At 51.5% G+C, this 20,066-nt stretch carries 15 protein-coding genes; 4 read left to right on the top strand and 11 right to left on the bottom strand.

Annotation, left to right across the window (positions count from 1 at the left end):
• Positions 1-76 precede the first annotated feature (76 nt).
• The 3 genes from asnS to I2D83_RS09765 all read left to right on the top strand — a co-directional run bounded on the left by asnS (position 77) and on the right by I2D83_RS09765 (position 4,388).
• Positions 77-1,477 (top strand): asparagine--tRNA ligase, encoded by a 1,401-nt coding sequence (gene asnS / locus I2D83_RS09775; protein ID WP_015840033.1) that lies wholly within the window; start codon positions 77-79, stop codon positions 1,475-1,477.
• 295 nt (positions 1,478-1,772) lie between these two features.
• Positions 1,773-2,882: a porin gene (locus I2D83_RS09770; protein ID WP_277395612.1), complete on the top strand. Its 1,110-nt coding sequence runs from the start codon at positions 1,773-1,775 to the stop codon at positions 2,880-2,882.
• A gap of 315 nt (positions 2,883-3,197) precedes the next feature.
• Positions 3,198-4,388 carry an amino acid aminotransferase gene (locus I2D83_RS09765; protein WP_205948006.1) on the top strand — a complete coding sequence of 397 codons (1,191 nt, stop codon included), beginning with the start codon at positions 3,198-3,200 and terminating at the stop codon, positions 4,386-4,388.
• Between the two features lie 78 nt (positions 4,389-4,466).
• On the opposite strand, the gene I2D83_RS09760 is transcribed toward I2D83_RS09765, so the two are convergent.
• The 7 genes from I2D83_RS09760 to cmoM all read right to left on the bottom strand — a co-directional run bounded on the left by I2D83_RS09760 (position 4,467) and on the right by cmoM (position 15,365).
• A complete protein-coding gene (locus I2D83_RS09760) occupies positions 4,467-5,114 on the bottom strand; it encodes an MBL fold metallo-hydrolase (protein ID WP_180776953.1) in 648 nt (215 codons plus the stop codon).
• Positions 5,115-5,195: 81 nt separating this feature from the next.
• On the bottom strand, positions 5,196-5,744 hold the full coding sequence (gene mepK, locus I2D83_RS09755; protein WP_015840029.1) for a peptidoglycan L,D-endopeptidase MepK: 549 nt from the start codon (positions 5,742-5,744) through the stop codon (positions 5,196-5,198).
• 179 nt (positions 5,745-5,923) lie between these two features.
• Positions 5,924-7,654, bottom strand: coding sequence for a L,D-transpeptidase (gene ldtD / locus I2D83_RS09750; RefSeq protein WP_181844272.1), 1,731 nt, complete (start codon positions 7,652-7,654; stop codon positions 5,924-5,926).
• A 409-nt stretch (positions 7,655-8,063) separates the two neighbouring features.
• The gene (gene mukB, locus I2D83_RS09745; RefSeq protein ID WP_181838226.1) at positions 8,064-12,503 is read right to left on the bottom strand and encodes a chromosome partition protein MukB; all 4,440 of its coding nucleotides are present in this window, start codon (positions 12,501-12,503) and stop codon (positions 8,064-8,066) included.
• A gap of 51 nt (positions 12,504-12,554) precedes the next feature.
• Complete coding sequence (mukE, locus tag I2D83_RS09740; protein ID WP_010277044.1) at positions 12,555-13,277, bottom strand: chromosome partition protein MukE; 723 nt, start codon at positions 13,275-13,277, stop codon at positions 12,555-12,557.
• Positions 13,258-14,583: a chromosome partition protein MukF gene (gene mukF / locus I2D83_RS09735; protein ID WP_015840026.1), complete on the bottom strand. Its 1,326-nt coding sequence runs from the start codon at positions 14,581-14,583 to the stop codon at positions 13,258-13,260. Before mukF ends, mukE begins: the two co-directional genes overlap by 20 nt.
• Positions 14,580-15,365 carry a tRNA uridine 5-oxyacetic acid(34) methyltransferase CmoM gene (gene cmoM, locus I2D83_RS09730; protein ID WP_015840025.1) on the bottom strand — a complete coding sequence of 262 codons (786 nt, stop codon included), beginning with the start codon at positions 15,363-15,365 and terminating at the stop codon, positions 14,580-14,582. The genes mukF and cmoM overlap by 4 nt, the downstream gene beginning before the upstream one ends.
• Before the next feature lie 166 nt (positions 15,366-15,531).
• On the opposite strand from cmoM, the gene elyC reads away from it, so the two are divergent.
• Positions 15,532-16,380: an envelope biogenesis factor ElyC gene (gene elyC / locus I2D83_RS09725; RefSeq protein WP_205948005.1), complete on the top strand. Its 849-nt coding sequence runs from the start codon at positions 15,532-15,534 to the stop codon at positions 16,378-16,380.
• On the opposite strand, the gene I2D83_RS09720 is transcribed toward elyC, so the two are convergent.
• The 4 genes from I2D83_RS09720 to I2D83_RS09705 all read right to left on the bottom strand — a co-directional run bounded on the left by I2D83_RS09720 (position 16,332) and on the right by I2D83_RS09705 (position 19,975).
• Positions 16,332-17,225, bottom strand: a complete 894-nt coding sequence (locus I2D83_RS09720) for a YcbJ family phosphotransferase (RefSeq protein WP_205948004.1) — start codon at positions 17,223-17,225, stop codon at positions 16,332-16,334. The genes elyC and I2D83_RS09720 overlap by 49 nt on opposite strands.
• Positions 17,226-17,426: 201 nt before the next feature.
• A complete protein-coding gene (pelN, locus tag I2D83_RS09715) occupies positions 17,427-18,740 on the bottom strand; it encodes a pectate lyase PelN (RefSeq protein ID WP_015840022.1) in 1,314 nt (437 codons plus the stop codon).
• A gap of 303 nt (positions 18,741-19,043) precedes the next feature.
• Complete coding sequence (kdsB, locus tag I2D83_RS09710; RefSeq protein ID WP_015840021.1) at positions 19,044-19,796, bottom strand: 3-deoxy-manno-octulosonate cytidylyltransferase; 753 nt, start codon at positions 19,794-19,796, stop codon at positions 19,044-19,046.
• Positions 19,793-19,975 carry a Trm112 family protein gene (locus I2D83_RS09705; protein ID WP_005967647.1) on the bottom strand — a complete coding sequence of 61 codons (183 nt, stop codon included), beginning with the start codon at positions 19,973-19,975 and terminating at the stop codon, positions 19,793-19,795. Before I2D83_RS09705 ends, kdsB begins: the two co-directional genes overlap by 4 nt.
• Between the last annotated feature and the right edge of the window lie 91 nt (positions 19,976-20,066).

The following is a 20,066-nucleotide window of genomic DNA, read 5'->3' as shown; positions in this document are numbered from 1 at the left end:
AATGGCTCGGATTGGGCCATTTGGCGTTTCAAACACGATATATTTCTTAAACACGATTAATTAAAGAGAGAATTTTATGAGCGTAGTGCCTGTAGTCGATGTACTGCAAGGCCGTGTCGCCGTTGACAGCGAAGTCACCGTGCGCGGCTGGGTACGTACCCGGAGAGATTCTAAAGCCGGTATCTCCTTTATCGCCGTTTATGACGGCTCCTGCTTTAATCCGTTACAGGCTGTCGTTAATAATAATCTCTCCAATTATCAGGATGACGTACTGCGTCTGACCACTGGTTGCTCCGTAGAAATCACCGGTAACGTCGTCGCTTCTCCGGGTGAAGGCCAGAGCTTCGAGCTGCAAGCCACCAACGTCAACGTCGTCGGCTGGGTTGACGACCCCGATACTTATCCGATGGCGGCAAAGCGTCACAGCATCGAATACCTGCGTGAAGTCGCCCACCTGCGTCCGCGCACCAACCTGATCGGTGCCGTTGCGCGCGTTCGTCATACGCTGGCGCAGGCCATTCACCGTTTCTTCCACGAGAACGGCTACTTCTGGGTATCTACTCCGCTGATTACCGCATCTGATACCGAAGGTGCGGGTGAAATGTTCCGCGTTTCTACCCTCGATCTGGAAAACCTGCCGCGTACCGAACAGGGCAAAGTGGATTTCAGCGAAGACTTCTTCGGTAAAGAAGCGTTCCTGACCGTATCTGGTCAGTTGAATGGCGAAACCTACGCCTGTGCACTGTCCAATGTGTATACCTTTGGCCCCACGTTCCGTGCTGAAAACTCTAACACCAGCCGCCATCTGGCTGAGTTTTGGATGATCGAACCGGAAGTTGCGTTTGCCACATTGGATGACGTCGCGGGTCTGGCCGAAAACCTGCTGAAATATGTTTTCCAGGCCGTGCTGAACGAGCGTGCCGATGATATGGCGTTTTTTGCAGAACGCGTAGATAAAGAAGCCATCACGCGACTGGAAAAATTCGTCAGCTCCGATTTCGCCCAGGTGGATTACACCGATGCCGTCGAGATCCTTCTGAACTGCGGGAAGCAATTCGAAAATCCGGTTTATTGGGGCGTTGACCTCTCCTCCGAACATGAGCGTTATCTGGCGGAGCAACACTTCAAAGCACCGGTTGTCGTTAAAAACTACCCGAAAGACATCAAAGCCTTCTACATGCGTATGAATGACGACGGTAAGACTGTTGCCGCGATGGATGTTCTGGCGCCGGGAATCGGTGAAATCATCGGTGGATCTCAGCGTGAAGAGCGTCTGGCAGAGTTGGATAGCCGTCTGGAAGAGATGGGACTGAATAAAGAAGACTACTGGTGGTATCGTGATTTACGTCGTTACGGCACCATTCCACATTCCGGTTTCGGTTTAGGTTTTGAGCGCCTGATTGCTTATGTTACCGGTGTACAAAATGTGCGCGATGTGATTCCTTTCCCACGCACACCGAGGAACGCTAGTTTCTAAATAAAAATTTAATATAAGTAAAACAAATATGTAGAAAAGAAGAGTCGGGTTTCCCGGCTCTTTTTTTTTAATTTTTGTTATGTCTCACAAAGTTCCCTGATATTTACATTTAGACACACATAATTTCCATTTGTTACTCGATTACGAAGTTTGTAGCATCTTTAGGGTGGATTAACTAGCGAGTGAATGGAAAACTGCGTTCAGACACAGGAAGACACCAAACTTTCAGGAATAGTTCCGTAAAGAATTATTTATGGCAGTGGCAGGTGTCTAAATAACACCAATGAGGGTAATAATGATGAAACGCAACATTCTTGCAGTAGTAATCCCAGCTCTGTTAGTCGCAGGCGCAGCCAACGCTGCTGAAATCTATAATAAAGATGCGAACAAGCTGGATCTGACTGGTCGTGTACACGCTGGTTATACGTTCAATAACCAAAGCACAGACAATGAAGACAACACCAACGCACGTCTGGGCTTTAAAGGCCAGACTCAGATCGCCAGCGACCTGACTGGCTACGGCACTTTTGAATACCAGTTCGATGCTAACAAGGCTGAAGATAACAATGGCAGCGCTGGGAAAACCCGTAAAGCATTTGCTGGTCTGAAATTTGCTGACTTCGGTTCTTTCGACTATGGCCGTAACACTGGTGTTGCGTACAACGGTTTGGCTTATACTGACGTCCTGCCAGAAAACGGCGGCGATAGCAGCGTTACTGATACTCTAACTGGCCGTATCGGCAATGCAGCAACCTTTAATACTACCAACTTCTTCGGTCTGGTTGATGGTTTAGGTTTTGGCCTGCAATACATTGCTAAAGATGATTCATCTTCTACTGTTAACCTAGCTTCAACTACTAACCCTAACAAAAATATCGAACGCAACCATGGTGATGCATGGGCAACGTCTCTGTCCTATGACACTGACTTTGGTGTAGGTGTGGTTGCATCTTACGGTACCTATGAACGTACAGAAAATCAGCGTGTTTCAAGCAGCGCTAAAGGTGACCGTGCTGACGTATGGGCAACTGGTCTGAAATATGATGCAAACAACATCTACGTTGCTGCAACTTACGGTGAAGCCCGTAACTTCTTCAATACTGGCTCTTCTAGCTTAGCTAATGGTTTGGCTGACGAAAGCAAAATCTTTGAAGTGGTTGCACAGTACAACTTTGATTTTGGTTTGACTCCAACTATCGCTTACGTATCTCGTAAGGACAAAGTTGATAACGTTGCAAACGACTACTCTGTTAAATACGCAAGCGTCGGTGGTACTTACGCATTCAACAAGAATTTCTCTACCTATGTTGAATACGATATCAACCTGCTTGATAAAGACCAGACTAAATCATTCGGTCAAGAAAACGGCGATGTCGTGAACGTCGGTGTAATCTACCAGTTCTAAGTTACCCCAGCATAACGTAACGAGTTAATCGTTCGTATTGCAGAAAAAGACAGAGCCTCGGCTCTGTCTTTTTTATTGTGTGCTCAACAGCACCTTACGAGCAGCCACCAGCGACGTTGAAAAACCCTTCCCGCGTTTTTTGTTTTTGCTTTACGCCACGCTGCGCCAATTATTCTCGTCTAGCCAGTCTTTTATTTCGTCTCTCTCCTACTCCCTGTTATTTCCCTTTCTTTTTGACATCAACGGTTGGCAAAGCCTTTTACTGACGGTACTCTGAGAATTCTTATTTCATCTCAGTTATGGAACATTCTGGCAATGTTTGAAAATATCTCTGCCGCACCGGCCGATCCTATTCTCGGGCTGACCGATCTTTTCCGCGCCGATGACCGCGCGAATAAAATCAATCTGGGTATTGGTGTCTATAAAGATGAAACCGGTAAAACTCCGGTTCTGACCAGCGTAAAAAAAGCAGAACAGTATCTGCTGGAAAATGAAACCACCAAAAACTATCTGGGCATTGACGGTCTGCCAGCATTCGGTCAGTGCACGCAGGAGCTATTGTTTGGCAAGCAGAATGCCATCATTGCCGACAAACGTGCCCGTACGGCGCAAACCCCAGGTGGAACGGGTGCATTGCGCGTAGCGGCGGATTTCATTGCCAATCAGACATCTGCAAAGCGCATTTGGATCAGCAACCCAACCTGGCCAAATCACAATAACGTCTTCTCTGCCGTCGGTTTGGAAGTGTGCCAGTATGACTACTACGATGCAGCGAACCATGCGCTGGATTTTGATGGTCTGCTGAACAGCCTGAACGCCGCCAAAGCGGGTGACGTGGTACTGTTCCACGGCTGCTGCCATAACCCAACCGGTATCGATCCTACAGCTGAGCAGTGGGCTACGTTGGCTGATCTGTCGATAGCGAAAGGCTGGCTGCCGCTGTTTGACTTCGCCTATCAGGGCTTTGCCCGCGGCCTCGAAGAAGATGCGGAAGGTCTGCGCATTTTCGCCGCGAAGCACGATGAACTGATCGTATGCAGCTCGTACTCTAAAAACTTCGGTTTGTACAATGAGCGCGTCGGTGCCTGCACGCTGGTTGCTGCCGATGCCGCAACGGCAGATAAAGCATTCAGTCAGGTGAAAGCGGCTATTCGCGCAAACTACTCTAACCCGCCGTCACACGGTGCGACCGTTGTGGCTACCATTCTGGGCAACGACGCGCTGAAAACCATTTGGGTGCAGGAATTAACGGCGATGCGTGAGCGCATTCAGCGTATGCGTCAGCTGTTCGTTAATACCTTGCAGGAAAAAGGCGCACAGCAGGATTTCTCCTTCATCATCGACCAGAATGGGATGTTCTCATTCAGTGGCCTGACCAAAGAGCAGGTTCTGCGTCTGCGTGACGAATTCGGCGTTTATGCGGTGAATTCTGGCCGTATCAACGTTGCGGGAATGACGCCGGAAAATATGGCTCCGCTCTGCGAAGCGATTGTTGCCGTGCTCTAATCCGTTTAGCGATCAAAAAAGCCGACACCGTGTGTCGGCTTTTTCATTTCTACCCTTTTGCTGATAAAGGGAGGGAAACTACCAAATCGCGGCATCTTCACGCAGGAAAGGGTTCGTTTTGCGCTCATGTCCTAACGTTGACATCGGGCCGTGCCCTGGAATAAACGTCACATCGTCACCCAGCGGCAGCAGCTTATTCTTGATGGATGCAATCAGCGCCTGATGATCGCCCTGTGGAAAATCGGTACGCCCTACACCACCGTTGAAAATGACATCCCCTACCTGTGCCAGGCGCGATTCTGCATCAAAGAAAACGATATGGCCGGGTGTATGGCCAGGACAGTGGAAAACCGCCAGCGTGGTTTCCCCCAGGCTGACCTCATCACCTTCCTGTAGCCAACGCGATGGTGTCAGCGGTGCGCACTCTTCCAGGCCAAACATCCGGCTCTGTGCCGGTAGCCCTTCCAGCCAGAATGCATCTTCAATCTGCGGGCCAATAATCGCAACCTGATAGTGTTCGGCCAATTCCGCCGCCGCACCAACGTGATCCAGATGACCATGTGTTAACAGAATCTGCTTAACCGAAATCCCAGCATCCGCAACGGCGCGTTTGATTTTTTCTGCATCGCCACCGGGATCGACAATCGCCGCTTCATTCGTTTTTTCACACCATAACAACGTACAATTCTGGCTAAATGCTGTCACTGGGACAATTTGATATTTCATATCACTCCATGTTGAATAAACTGAGCGGCTCGCGATGTATTCGCGAACCGTCTCAGAAAAATGTCATGCTGCGGTAGCGACTTACCAGGTGCGGACCGGGCCGGTATCGATGTGAACGAAATCACTGCGCGGATAGTAGCCAACCCCACCTGCACGCATCTTCATCGCCGCTTTACGAATGTTGGCCAGTTGAACTCCTTCAATATGAAAATCCATCGCCTGCCCTTTCGTGTGGTAGCTCTGCTTTGCCACACCTCTGCTATGCGCACGTAATTCATTATTCGTATCGATCGCGCGATAACCGGAAATCAGCTGTACGGGCTTATTGGTGCCCAGCATGACCTGTAAGCGATAGAGCTGATCGAAAAGTTGGGGATCTATCGTTTTGATTTTATTGGCGCGATAATCGCGGAAAAAGTGATTCAGGCGGGAGAGTTCTGATTTGTTATACCGTTTGCCATCAAAAAATTCCGTTTTTAGCCGCTCTCCGGTATTCAGATTGTCCAGCGTTAAAATTCGTGGTCGGGGCGTAGATAACGTTGCAAATGCCTGACCGGGAAGCAGTGCGATACCAAACGCGGCACCACCCAGTGCAAGCCACTTACGGCGATGGTTGTCAATGTGATCCATAGAACGAGTACCCTGGCTAAAATAACGGTATAAAAGGAGGCAAAAAACGCACCGCCTTGAACCTTAACTGCCAGAGAAAAGTGAGTCAACCCGCTTTGCTTACGGGTTTGCGGGAGATCGCATCAATCCCCCGCAAAACGATAAAATACCAATACGACTAATGCCCGTATTTTCAATACTTACTGAAGCAATAACCCTGCTTTGGAGAGGACTTTCGTCCCGGCTCGGGCAGTATCATCATAATTGTAAATATCTGTGCGGAATTGAGGCCTGCCATCTTCCGCTACCCACGCTGTCAGATAATAGAGATTAACCGGAATCCGGTGCTTCATTGAAACAAAGGTCGTGTTCCCCTGATCCAGCGTGGAAGAAATTCGACTATTATTCCATCCCGCATCCTGCAATAGCATGCTAGCCAATTCCGATGCCTTATTGACCCGTACACAGCCGGAACTCAGCGCCCGAATATCACGCTGGAACAGGTTGTGATTGGGCGTATCGTGCAGATAAATCGCTTCCGAATTTGGCATATTGAATTTATAGCGCCCCAGCGAGTTGTTCGCGCCAGGAGCCTGACGTAAGCGATAAGGGAAACGCTCTGGTGACACAATCTGCCAATCGATCATCGATGGATCAATCACTTCTGCATCCTGACTCCAGCCGGACAACACCGTATAGCCATGACGCTGTAGATAACCAGGATCGCGTACTACTTTAGGAATGATATCCTGTCGAATCAGCGTCGTAGGGACATTCCACGGCGGATTGACCACCACGTTATACAGCGAACTGCTCATCAACGGCGTCTTACGCTTGGGCTGTCCAACAATAACGCGTGACGATAAGCGTTCAGCGCCGTCCTGATAATAGATCAGCGAATAATTGGGGATATTCACCATAATACCGGTGTGAACATTATCCGGCAGCAGGCGCAGGCGTTGAATATTCAGCGCCAGCAGCGTCGCGCGCATTTGTGGGGAAACATTGAGCCAATCACGAGTACGCTTACCAATAACGCCGTCGTCCTCCAGCCCTTGCCAGTGCTGGAAGCGTTTCACCGCTTCAACCAGTTCACCCGTGTAGATCGCAGCCCCACTCTCGACCAACGGAGACTGACCTGCCGGTATCGTCGTCGCGGCGGTATTTTCGTTAAACAGCGTAATGCTCTCCGTTGACGACAGCATGCCAGTTCGCTGCAGAATTTCACGCAGTACTGCCAGCTCTCGGCTCTGCTGTTCCGGACGCAGAGATTCCGTCAAATTCAGACTCGGCCACGGGCGATTGTCCGTCAGCATCGTCTTCAGCGCCTCATGCATTTTGGCGTACTGTGAATGCTGCGGTGCCAGCGAAACCACATAGGCCGCACTGGTGCCGGATTTTACGGCCTGTTGCCATTGAGAAACGATATTCAACGCAGGCGATTGCAGACGATAAGGTACGCTGCTGTACAGCCAGTCATTGCCGTTACGCTCCACGCCAGAAACAAACTGCAAATAACCCAGCATTGCATCCGATAGCACGACATCGCGCGCAAACCCGGTCAATTGCGGATCGGTCAGCCAGGTCACCCACGTAGTGAACTGCGGCTGTACGCCCGCTATCGCCAATTCGGCAAGCTGCTGTTGAAACTGTTGCACCGCGCGATTATCCGCCCACATCGGTTGCATCTGATGTTGGGCATAAAGCGATGATAAATCAGAGAGATAATGTACCGACATGCCGTGCGGCAGCGCTGAAAGAAGCCCTGCACGACTCTTTTCTACAGAAACTGCGCCCGAGCTTTGCGATAAACCAGATATCACCGCCGGAGATGCTGCCAGCACCGAAAACGAAGGAGACAGGCTTCCGACCCAAATACAACCCACGCGCAACAGCAGCCTGACCATTTTTCGTTTATGTAACAACAACATCCATTTATCCCCTGTACTTATTAATCACTATGCTTTTACGACAATCCACATTGAACATGGAAATAACAAACCGGATTCGCTCGCACTGGCGTAAACTCATTTTTCGTTTTCCATTGTAGAAAACGATAAAGAATGAAATATGATCGTTTTTATATCGCGCCCGTTATTCACGGTCGTCACTGTACAATATACAACCGCAAATCCTTCCGCAGCCTGCCATCGCTTTACCGTCAGTATATAAAGAGAAAAATATTTTTGCTTCTTCTTCTGGTTATTATCTTTCGAGCTTGATGAACTTATTCACTGTCAGCATTCTTTTTACGTAAAAATAAAGCCGCTTAAAAAAGCGGCTTTATCATTATAGAGGAAAAGAGCAGTAAGGTTTGCTGCGATAAACTTTATCACTCCACTATGAGGCTTGCTCCTGCGTCTCAGGGGCTTCTGCTCCAAAACCACGCAGCCCGACCACATGGACGTGCTCGTTGTTCTGGTAGACTTTACGCACCAGCTTATAGGTGGTCCCTTTCTCAGGGCTGATATTTTCCGGTGCCGCGATGACCAACTGCATTTCCAGACGATCGCACAGTTCGAACAGCGTGGCGATCGATTTGGCATCCAGACGCGCTGCCTCATCGAGGAAGAGCAGACGACACGGAATAATATCTTTACCACGCAGGCGCTTGGACTCTTCTTCCCAGCTCTGTACCACCATGACAAGAATCGACATCCCGGTACCAATCGCTTCCCCGGTAGACAGCGCTCCACTTTCCGCTCGCAGCCAGCCATCCGCGCCACGGTTAACCTCAACTTCCATTTCAAGGTAGTTGCGGTAGTCCAGCAGTTCTTCACCGATCGTTTGCGGCGTGCGCTGTCCCATATCAATTTCAGGATTCAGGCGTTGATACAGTTTTGCCAGCGCTTCCGAGAAGGTCAGGCGGTTGCTGTTAAACAGATCCTGATGCATTTCCTGCTGTTCGGACAACACATTGAGCAGCGTGGTATGCGTTTCACGCACGTTGACGTTGAGACGAACACTCTTCACCTGACCAAACGCTACCGCTTGCAGCCCCTGGTTCAGCATACGAATACGGTTCTGCTCACGCTGGATCGTTTTACGAATGATGTTTGCCACGCTGCGTGAGCTGATAGCCAGCATCTGTTCACGCGCCGTTAGCTCTTCAGTCAGACGGTTGAGCTCGATCTCCATCTGCTCAATCGCCTCTACCGGGTCGTCGGTGCGGATAATATCCTGACGGATACGCTCGCGCAGGTGCTGGTAAACGGCAATGTAGAACTGGATCTTGCGCTCTGGTCGCTTCGGATCTTCCGAAAGCCGCAGTACATCGCGCAGATGTTCGTTGTCCGCCACCGCCAAACGCAGCGCCCCCAGCGCCTTATCCGACATGGAACGCAGTTCATCGCCTTCCATATACGCCAGCTCACGGCGGTGCAGACGGCGCTCAACGCCGTTGTCTTTCACCAAACGCATGACCGCACACCAGCCTGCTTTCGCAGTGACAACCTGCTCACGCATCTGGTGATAATCACGTTCCAGCTTGCGCAATTTCTTCTGCAAACTGTCCATTTCGGCTTCACAGAACGTAATCTGTTTTTCCAACTGATTACGCCGCGAGCGGTTGGTACTTAATGCCGCATGCAGCTCATCACGGCGCTGACGAGCACGTTCTTCGGCATCGGCATCCGCACGTACGCCGATATCCTGAAGCTCTTGCGTCAGCTCCTTCAGCATATCCTGTTTGGCATCGTAAGAGCTTTTCAGCGACGCCTGAACCTGACTGTACTGCGTCAGCTGTGCCTGATGCTGACGGAGCTGTTCGCGTGCTTTTGTCCGTTCTGCTTCAGCCAGTTCCAGACGGTGACGCAATTTGTCATTCAAACCAGCGTTTTCACCCAGCATGCCGGCGGAATCGGCATAGCTGAAGTGTGCGCGACGCTGCACAACCTCGGTCAATGCAAACGCCTGCTGTTTCGCCTGCCGCTGTGCGTTCTGTGCCTGAGCATAATCTTCCTGCAACTGCTCATGTTGCTGCGGGTCACTTTGCAAGACAGAAACCAGCGGTTCCAACTTAACCAGCGTCGCACCATGCTGCTGAATGAAACGGGCAGACTCTTCGGTTTCATCCAGCTCCGCGCGAATCTCCTCCACGCGATCCTGCAACGTCTCGTCGCACAGCAGGCTAATACGCGGAATCAGTTTATTCAGCTGTACGCTGGCTTCTTTCGCTTGTTCATATTGCTGACGTTGCTGCTGGTTCTCACCATCAAAGCTGGCAATCGCACGATCCAACTCGCCGCGACGGGAACTGAGCGTACGAATTTCCGCTTCGGGATCTTCATCAAAAACGACAGCCAGATGTGTACCGATGAATCGGCTGAAGGACTGATGCAAGCGCTGCGTTTTCTGCACGTCAAACGACAGCGTCGCGTACTGTTCGGCCAGCGCTTCGCGCTCATCACGCAGGCTTTCCAGACGCATTTCCCGCGCGGCGCGACCAAACAGCGGCACTTCCGGGAAGCGGGAATAACGCCACTGGCGCTCCGCGACTTTGACGACGACGGCGCGTTCCAGTTCTTCAACGGCAAACACGCTGTCATCAAACGACTGCGGATCCCCCTCGATCAGATACAGATCTTCCGGGCAATCTTCCAGACCAGCAAGCTGTTCACGTACCAGCGAGAGATCGGCGACCACGATGGCATGACGGGACGGGCCATAAAGTGCCGAGAAGTACGGCGCATCATCCAGCGTCACATCATCATAAATTTCAGATAGCAGCACGCCGCCAAAGCGTTCCGCCAACGCGTTTAAGCGTGGATCTTCGGAACCACCCGGCTGACTCAGTCGCTCAATCTGCGCTTCAATCTGTCGCTTGCGGCTAGCGATATCGTCACGCTCAACGGTCGTTTCACGCTCACGCTCAAGTAACTGCTGCATGAATTCCGTCACCTGACGGCTATCTTCAAACGTTTCGCCGCTTTGCTCGCTCAACTGCGTCAGCATTTCCTGAGCGGCCAGCCAGACTGGCGCACGCGTCGTCAGCTTCTGAATACGCTGCTGGATTTGCTCCAGCTCCTGACGCAGCGCCATGCGGCGTTCACCCGCTTCCGCCACCAGCGATGACAGCGTCTCGATACGGGCATCAAGCTCTTGCTGGAGCGACTCCAGTTCTTCCGGCTGATAATCCTGACCGTTGCGCTTGCTGAAATCCTGCAATAGTCGCTCGGCATCCTGCTGTTCACGCAGGCGCTGTTCCAGTTCAGACAGGCGCATCCGCAGCGGCTGTACTCGCTCCGCCTGATAGCGTTGCGAAGAGCTGTCGCGCAGCAAGTCGCGTGCGACCTGCCAGGCTTCGTTACGGTTAACCGCACCGGCAATCTTGCTCACCAACTGATAGGCTTGCTCAAACTGCCCGTGCGCTGCATCAGCCACGCTCAGCTTCTGTTCCAGCATCAGCAGAATTTCTGTCGCTTCCTGCTCTTTGGCCTGGTAACTGTCCAGCCACTCGTCCGCGTTATCTGCCGTTAAATCCGGCAACTGGCACAATGTGCGAGCGCGTTCCAACGCCTGCTGTGCCTGCTGGTACTGAATGGCACGCGTTTGCTGTACGTCCAGCGCCTGCTGATAATCGGCAAGCTGGCTTTTCAGTTCATCCACTTCCAGCTCAGCAGCATCGGCGCGTTCTTCGTTTTCCGCCTGCTGCTCACGCGCTTCTTCTACCACCTCGTTCTGTTCTTCGAGGCGATAGCTTAGTTCTTCCAGATCGGCGTTATAGCGCTCGATTTTTTCCTGCTGGCGCATCGCGGTTTGCACCAGATTCAGGTGGTCGCTGGCTGCCTGATAATCCGTTTCCAGATCGCCTTCCGCACCGCTCTGCTCCGCGAGTTCTCGCGCCATTTCCACATGACGGTACTGTTCGCTCGACAGTTGCTTACGGCTGGAGAACAGATCGCGGCGCAATTCCAGCGCCCCATCAAGATGGATGCGTCGCTCATTGGCATGGCGCATATAGTCAGCGGCAACATAGGACGTCGCTTCGGAAATCAGGTGTTTAAACAGATCGCGATCGGACTGGGTGACGCGAATCGCTTCCAGCGTCATGCGGTTTTCACGCAGCGCCGCTTCCATATCCTGAAACGCTTTACGCACGCCGCTGTTTTCCGGCAGTAAATAATCACGCAGCGAGCGAGTAATGGCGCTGGAAATACCACCGTATAACGAGGCTTCAATCAGGCGATAAAACTTGCTACGGTCGGAAGCAGAACGCAGACGACGCGGCACCACGCCTAAATCAAACATCAGCGAGTGATAGTCGGTGATGGAGTTAAACTGCTTGAACTGAACGCCTTCCATCTCCTCAACGCGATCTTTCAACTCCTGCAACGAGAGCACCCGTGCCTGACGATCGCCGACCACCTGCGTCAGAATTTGCGTCGGCTGGATAGCTGTCGGTAATCCCTGAATGGTGAAAGGCTTGATATCGACTTTACGATCGCGACCCGCGACCTGCTGGAGACGAACGCCAACCAGCACGCGCTGATGGCGCGAGTTAACGACATCCAGCGTGGAGTAACAAACACCTGCACGTAATTTACCGTGCAGGCCTTTATCACGAGAACCGCTGGTAGCCCCGGCTTCGGTCGTGTTTCTGAAGTGCAACAGCGTCAGGTCAGGGATCAGCGCCGTAATAAAGGCGGCCATCGTGGTGGATTTCCCAGCACCGTTACCGCCGGATAGCGTGGTAACCAGTTCATCCAGATCGAAGGTGCGGGCGAAAAAGCCGTTCCAGTTGACCAGCGTTAGTGAGCGAAATTTACCGCGTTCAATCATTCCTGTTCATCCTCAACACAGAGCCTACCCCAGTAGGAATGGGATACGCTCTTATTCATCCTCGCCCGTTTCTGGCGCGGTATCATCGGTGCGATCGTTATCGTCGCTGTCATCTTTCAGCGACAAACTACCTTCAACAGGCATCGCTTCACCATCGCGAATCATGCGTAGCTGCGCTTCGCGGGCATCATCGCCGCTGCGTACATCAGCTCCGAAGCGGAACACCGATTCGGTAATTCTGAATTTGCTGCTGTCATTTCCCATAAAGTAGATCATACCTAACCGACGTAAGCGGTTAAGCGAGGTTCTGACTTTTTCCTGCAGCTTCTGACGATCCAGATCGGAACCAGTAGAACGCTGGTTAACCAGCTTCAACAGCTTACTTTCATCCGCCAGACTCAGTAGCTCTTCATACAGCTCCTGCTGGCTGAAAATGCCTTCGTGCGCCAAGCGCTCCGGACTCAGATAGAGATAACAGAGAATTTTCCCTACCATCATATCCAGCTCAGACAGCACAGAACGGGGGATCAGCGTGGTGGATCGCGGACGCAGATAGAAAAAACCTTCCGGCGCGCGGATCAACTCTACGTTGTAACGGCTGTAGAACTCCTCCAGCACTTCCTGAAAATCCATCAGAAATACGTGGTTTTCCAGCTCTTCAATGCCAATATGACGCCCGGCGCGCAATTGGCTGTCCAGCGCAGGAAAGAGGTTATTCGACAGCGCGGTTGCCAGTTTCACTGGCATAAATTGTTCAATATTTGTCGATGACATGGGCCTGCACCTTGGCTCCGTAATCATTGATTGCCCGCCACAATGCAGGCAATCCGGTGAAATCTGCTTCGGCTACGCCCAGGCGGACTGCCTGGTCGACCACGATTCGGGCAACATCGAAATGCCGCGAGCGAGGATGCTGCGCGAGGTATTCACGCATCACTTCCCCCAAATCCAGCGGAATCTGTTGCGCTTTATATTTATGTAGCGCCTGCTCGACCAGCGCGATCAACTGCTCGCGCATTTCACTAAACTCTTCGTATTCCAGCTCCGGCGGCAATTCACCGGTCACTTCTTCACTACGCAGCGTTAGCTCTTCGTCACGCATATCCAGCAGACGATCGGCGTTGGCAAACGTCAACGCCCAAGGGCTATCGAAATAGCTCTGCACCGACTGACGCAGGCGCTGGGCGAAGACGCGGTTTTTATCCATATCAATCGCAGTACGGATAAACTTATGTACGTGGCGGTCGTAGCCAATCCACAGGTCTATCGTCTGCTGTCCCCAGCTCACAATGCGATCGAGTTTGTTTTGCAGGTCAAAGACCAGTTTGTCGACAAATTCCAGATTATGCGCATTATTCATAATCGCATCCTGAATGCTCAACAGGCTCGCCTGCAACTTGTCGCCAGCGGCTTCCAGCGTATCCTGCAATTCACGCAGTGTAGACGACGTTTCCGTCAGCAGTTGTTCACAGCTGCTGATCGCTGCCCGCCAGTCCTGATTTAACAACGCTGCGATATCGTCTTTCACACCCTGCTGCTGCTCATCCATCACACGCTGTGACAGATCGATACTGTCAAAAATTTCAGCAACGGAATATTTCAGCGGCGCAAACACATTGCGATGCCAGTGAAACTCATCGCCGCCTTCTTCTGCTGCATCGGCCGCACGGCTGAGTTCCTGTGCCACGATAGAGAGCTGCATGGAAAGTCGCAGCGTCGAGAACTCACGCTGCCGGATATAATAATCGGTAATGCCAATCCCCAGCGGCGTCAGACGATAAATCGCATTGCCTTCCGCCTGTTCACTGGTAAAGCGGTTAAGCAACCGCTGGCGCACCAGATCGTTAATCGCGTTATTGGCGCGGACGGTAATGGTTTCGTTCGTCTGATCAAATCCCTGACTCACATGGCGGAAGGCATCAATCAGCTCACCTTCACTCATTTCACCATCCATGCGTTCGCCGTTAAGCGTGGCGATCGCCATCAAAAACGCCAGGCGTTCGGTAGGGAGGGAAATGGAGAAATCGTTTTTTCGTGCCCAGGCGACCAGTTCGGGTACAGTCTGGGAAAAATCACTCATAATGCATCCTTCAAATGGGGTTTATGCGCCATGACATGGATATAACGGCCCAAACTCACAAAAGGCTCCTGCCGACAATACCGCTGTTCGAGCTCCAGAATGTCGGCAAACTTATCAATTTGCTGCTGCTTATTCTGCAGGTAGTCATGAAACACACGCACGCCAGTTTTCCCGCTAATGGTCAGCCCCATTTCATCAAGCCAGCCGTACACCTCTTGCGGATCCAGCGGATGATCTGGCGATAGCGAGCGCTTTTTGTTCTTCGGCATGCCAGCCTGAACATAATCAAAGTTGCCCAGAACCATGTTACGCATCAACAGTCCGTGATGGTTATAAAACATCAAAGACAGCGCACCACCTGGCGACAGGCAATCATACAATATTTTCAGCATCTGCTGCGGTTGCGCGACCCACTCCAGCACCGCGTGGAACAATATCAGATCGGCGGGGCTTTCCATATATTGCGCGATATCCTGTGCGGCACACTGCACAAAACGCATATTATGGGTCACGCCCTGCGCCTCTGCCGCATTTTTGGCGCGCTGAATCATCTCATCGGAAACATCGCACAACAATACCTGATGTCCTAAAGCCGCCAGACGACACGCCATCTGCCCTTCACCGCCTCCCGCATCAAGGATGCGCAATGGTCGTGCCGGAAGTCGGGTCAAAAGATCGCTAAGATCCTGCCACAATACCGCCAGCCGAAGTCTCCCCTTCGTTGTGCCATAGATATTCTGAGCAAATTTTTCGGCGATATCGTTAAAATTGCGATCCTGCATCAGTCATTGTTCCGCATCATATAAACGGGGGAGCTCGTGCAGCACATGTCTGCGCGATGCGATTTTTCCAGCCTGCCATTTTGGCACAGGCTGGCTTAGAATAAATGGCCTTACCGCATGATATCTTCCCGGATGCGGGTTTTTCACTCAAAAGGAATGCAATTTTATGCTTTTCACACTCAAAAAGTTCGTCGGTGGCCTTCTGCAGCCTCTGCCATTGCTATTGCTTCTGATGGGTGTTGGCCTGCTACTGCTCTGGTTTACCCAACGGCAGCGCACGGGAAGAACGATAATCTTAGCCAGTTGGCTGGCGCTGATTCTGCTCAGCCTGCAACCTGTCGCCGATAGGCTGCTGTTACCACTGGAATCACACTACCCAACCTGGCGGCAAACGCCGCAGGCGAGCAAAGCCGACTATATTGTCGTGCTGGGCGGGGGGTATACCTATAACGTGGAATGGGCACCCAGTTCCAATTTGATCAGCAACAGCCTCCCACGCGTGACGGAAGGGATTCGCCTTTATCATGCCAACCCCGGCGCAAAATTAATTTTTACTGGCGGCGCGGCGCAGGGTAACCCAGTTAGCAGTGCGAAAACCGCTGCGCTGGTCGCAGAAAGTCTGGGTATTCCTCAACAGGATATCGTCATTCTGGATACGCCAAGGGATACGGAAGAAGAAGCGGCGGCAACCGCTAAGATTGTTGGCGATCGCCCTTTCTTGCTGGTGACCTCGGCAAACCACCTGCCTCGCGCCATACGGTTCTTCCAGGCTCAGGGGCTAGCGCCAATTCCGGCTCCGGCGAATCAGATGGCGATCACCTCTGCGCTCAACCCGTGGGAGAAAGTCTTTCCTTCCGCTTACTATTTATCGCACAGCGAACGCGCTTGGTATGAAACACTCGGTCGCCTCTGGCAAGCGCTGAAGGGAACGTCGGCAACACCACACAGTGCCGAACAACCACAGGCTCACTCCAGCCAAGGGGACAGTTCTCGGGAAGCCACATCAAAGAGCTGACGGTCTAATTGACCGGTGTGGATATAACGAGCCACGGCTTCCCAGATAACATACAACCAGCGCCGGTAGACAAAAGACTCAGCTACCGGTGCCTGTTTTAGGTAGTGATAAAGCAGTTGCTCCGGCATCCCGGTTTCACAAAGCCGGAAGAGCTCATACTCTCTGGGCGCCCACAGCATCATGCCTGGATTAATCATCGCCAACAGTTGATCGCTGCGGGCGTCTTTCAACATGCTGCGCAGCGAAAGATTGCCGTGAACCAGTACACAGCCATCCTCAAAATCTTCAAATAGCATCGCTAAACACTGGCGAGAGCGATAAAGCACGCCCCGATCCTGTTGCGTCAGCTGTGGCGCACTGACATTGAGCAACGTCGACCACAACACTTCCACACGCTGTTGGTACCAACTGACCCAGTCGTTGTCCTGCGTGCTATCGACAGAACCGACGCAACCATGACTATCAATGCGGTGCCAGGCTAATACGCTTTCAACAATCTGATCCATCAGCAGCGTCCAACGCTGACCGCTTCTTGGTGGTGCCTCCACCGACACACCGCGCAGGCGCTCAATCAGTAACAGCTCACGATAAGGCTGCTGCTGCGTCAGAACCAGCCCATAAACGGTTGGCAAACGAACATCGCCCTCACGCGCCAGCATCGAGAGCTTGTAGGCTTCTTGCTGTGCGACGCCCTGGCAAATATAGCTTTTAGCCAACAAAGGAATGGCGTTGCCTTCTTTATCATACAAGGCATACAGATCCGCATAGGGCTGTTCGCTTATGCGCTCAAGTCGGCTGAGGCTTTCCCCCAACACGGTGCTGAGCTCCGATTTCAACTGTTCCATAAACGGCTATACCCCCGTTGAGCCAAATGACTCCACTCACCATGATGCGGCGAGCGAAGGACAAATTCTTCAACGCAGATCAAATAAAAGAGGATCAATGACGGCAGGGAACATGCCCTGCCGGTGTTATTGCCGCACTATTCCCTGCCTGTTAGCGGAGGAATAGTGTGAGTGACAGGCGAGTGTATTTACACTCCGCCATTATTCGCGTTCAAAAGCACCCAGATCTGGGGCTGAACCTTTGTAAGGCAGTTTGACATCCCCACCCTTGTTGATTAGCGCACTACCCGACGCAAGATGCAGGCTCTTCAGTACTGGCAAGCTGCCATCCGCCTGACGCGGTGCATCCCAGCCGGTCACCGAAACGCTCTCGAAGTCAGAATCTGATACCGCAATTTTCAGATCCCATGAGTTATAGCGCATGTTCGCACCGTCGGAGAACGACAGGTCTTTACCGCCATGAGAAACGTTATTGCGTAGCGTACCTAGCCCAATCGCTTTTCCGTTTGCATCAATACCGCGGATATTAAAGTTAGGGTTATTTTTATAACCGGTGTTGTTAAAGAAATCGTTCGCAACCGGATGGTGGTTAGCATAAAAACCGGCCGCTTTATTTAAAAACGCAACCGAGTTACGCACGGTATGCTTTACCGCATTTGCCACATAAACGCCGCCGTAGCCACCGACTTTAAAGCCATTACCATTACCTGCCGGCAGCGACTGCGTCGTTCCCGGCAAATAACCGTGTGACCACGCCCAAGAGTTTTCAATCAGCACCGGAGAATAGGCATTAATTAAATCGAAGCCATCATCCGAGTTTGACCATGCCCGGCAACCGCGGAAAATATTACCTGGCTGATTAGCCGGAATATGCGCACCAAATCCATCGCCACTTTGACCAGCGCCATTAGAGGTTAGCGGATCGTAATTATGGTGGGAGTCACTATTCAATACCAGGTTATATCCCCCGCGCTGGATAAACAAACCCGTGCCCATAATATGGTGGATATTTAATTGCTCGAATATATTATTGCTGCCCCTTATCCATACTCCCCAGGATTCATGGTTAAGGTTATTGCGCTGCGGAACACCGGTTATTTCCAGTCCTTTCAGAGAGATCCAATCTGCCACAACGTTGAAGCCTTTGACGCGGCAATCATCCTGCATCTGACTGAAATCAAACACGGGCACTTCTCCGCTGTACGCCCAATACTCAATGCGCTTACCTTCGGTACCGCTCTTATTCAGCGTAATCGCGTTCACCACATCAGTACGCGTTGCACAGACGTTCAGCCCCTTGGTAAACACGTAGTTACCGCCACGGATCCATAGGCGGTCGCCGGGATTTAATGTTTTCTGTGCGCGATCGATCGTTTTCCAGGGAGAGTTTTTACTGCCGTTATTCGCGTCATTGCCGTTGGGCGCCATGTAATACACCGCCGCGCTGCTGCCCGCCGCAGCCCCCATCAGCATACCGCCGAGAAAAAAATTTGCGATATAACGTTTAGCATTCATATCATTACCGTCCTTAGTTGAAATAATAAAAACGCCATGCAAAAACATGGCGAATTGATAGTAGCATTTAAATATAAAAATAAAAGTTTCACTCGCTATTCATCAATTCAGAATGAAAATAAATCGCCTATGGAATAAAGCGGCACAGCGTAATTTGAGAGTTTTTAAGAATACTTATCTAAATAAGTGCTAAATAATTTAAAAAATAATATGTCATATAAAGAAAAAACCTCATGGAGAAAATCTATTCCGGCAAGAATAGATTCCCCATGAAGTATTCATAGTCGCGTGGTGTGATAGGTCTTAGCGATTAGCCATAACGTGCCGCACACGCGCCAGATCTTCTGGCGTATCCACACCGACGCTAGGCACCGCTTTCGCAACCGCAACGTGAATCTTCTCGCCGTACCATAGCACGCGCAGCTGTTCCAGTAATTCGATTTGCTCCAGTTGGCTCGGTGCCCAACTGACATAACGACGCACAAACCCGGCACGGTAGGCATAGATGCCGAGATGACGCAGGAAATGATCGCCAATAGTTTCCTTAGACTGAGCAAAACGCTCTCTGTCCCAAGGGATCGTCGCACGAGAAAAATACAGCGCATATCCCTCCGCGTCGGTTACCACTTTTACTGCATTCGGGTTGAATGCTTCTTCGCTGGTTTCAATCGGCACCGCAAGCGTTGCCATTCCCGCTTTACTGGCCGCGAGGTTTTCCGCCACCTGACGAATGATCACGGAAGGAATGAGTGGCTCATCGCCCTGAACGTTAACGATGATGTCATCGTCAGTAAAACCGTAGCGTTCGATAACTTCAGCCAAGCGCTCCGTACCGGAATTATGATCGGCACGGGTCAGGCACACTTCACCACCAGCTTGCTTCACGGCCGTTTCAACATCAGGATGGTCGGTGGCGACAATCACGCGCTGCGCTCCCGATTCCAGCGCCCGCTCCATCACATGGACGACCATCGGTTTACCGTTGATGTCCGCCAACGGCTTACCCGGCAGTCGGCTTGACGCAAAACGCGCAGGAATGATCACGGTATAGGTCATTGTGTTATCTCGTCAGCGCCGAGTTTACGAGCCTCGTTTTCCAGCAGCACGGGGATGCCATCACGAACCGGATAGGCCAAACCATCGACCTTGCATATCAGCTCCAGTTTCTCTTTATTAAAATACAGCCGACCGTTACAAACAGGACAGGCAACAATCTCAAGTAAACGGTGATCCATGCTTCCTCCATCTTTGGCCGATCGATGACCGGCATGTTCTTTCTCGCTATGGCAGCGATCTACTATGGCGATACCTTCAGGAAGATATCTA

It is taken from the genome of Pectobacterium aroidearum (genome assembly GCF_015689195.1).
GTDB lineage: Bacteria > Pseudomonadota > Gammaproteobacteria > Enterobacterales > Enterobacteriaceae > Pectobacterium > Pectobacterium aroidearum.
This window is presented reverse-complemented; position numbering and strand designations above follow the sequence as displayed.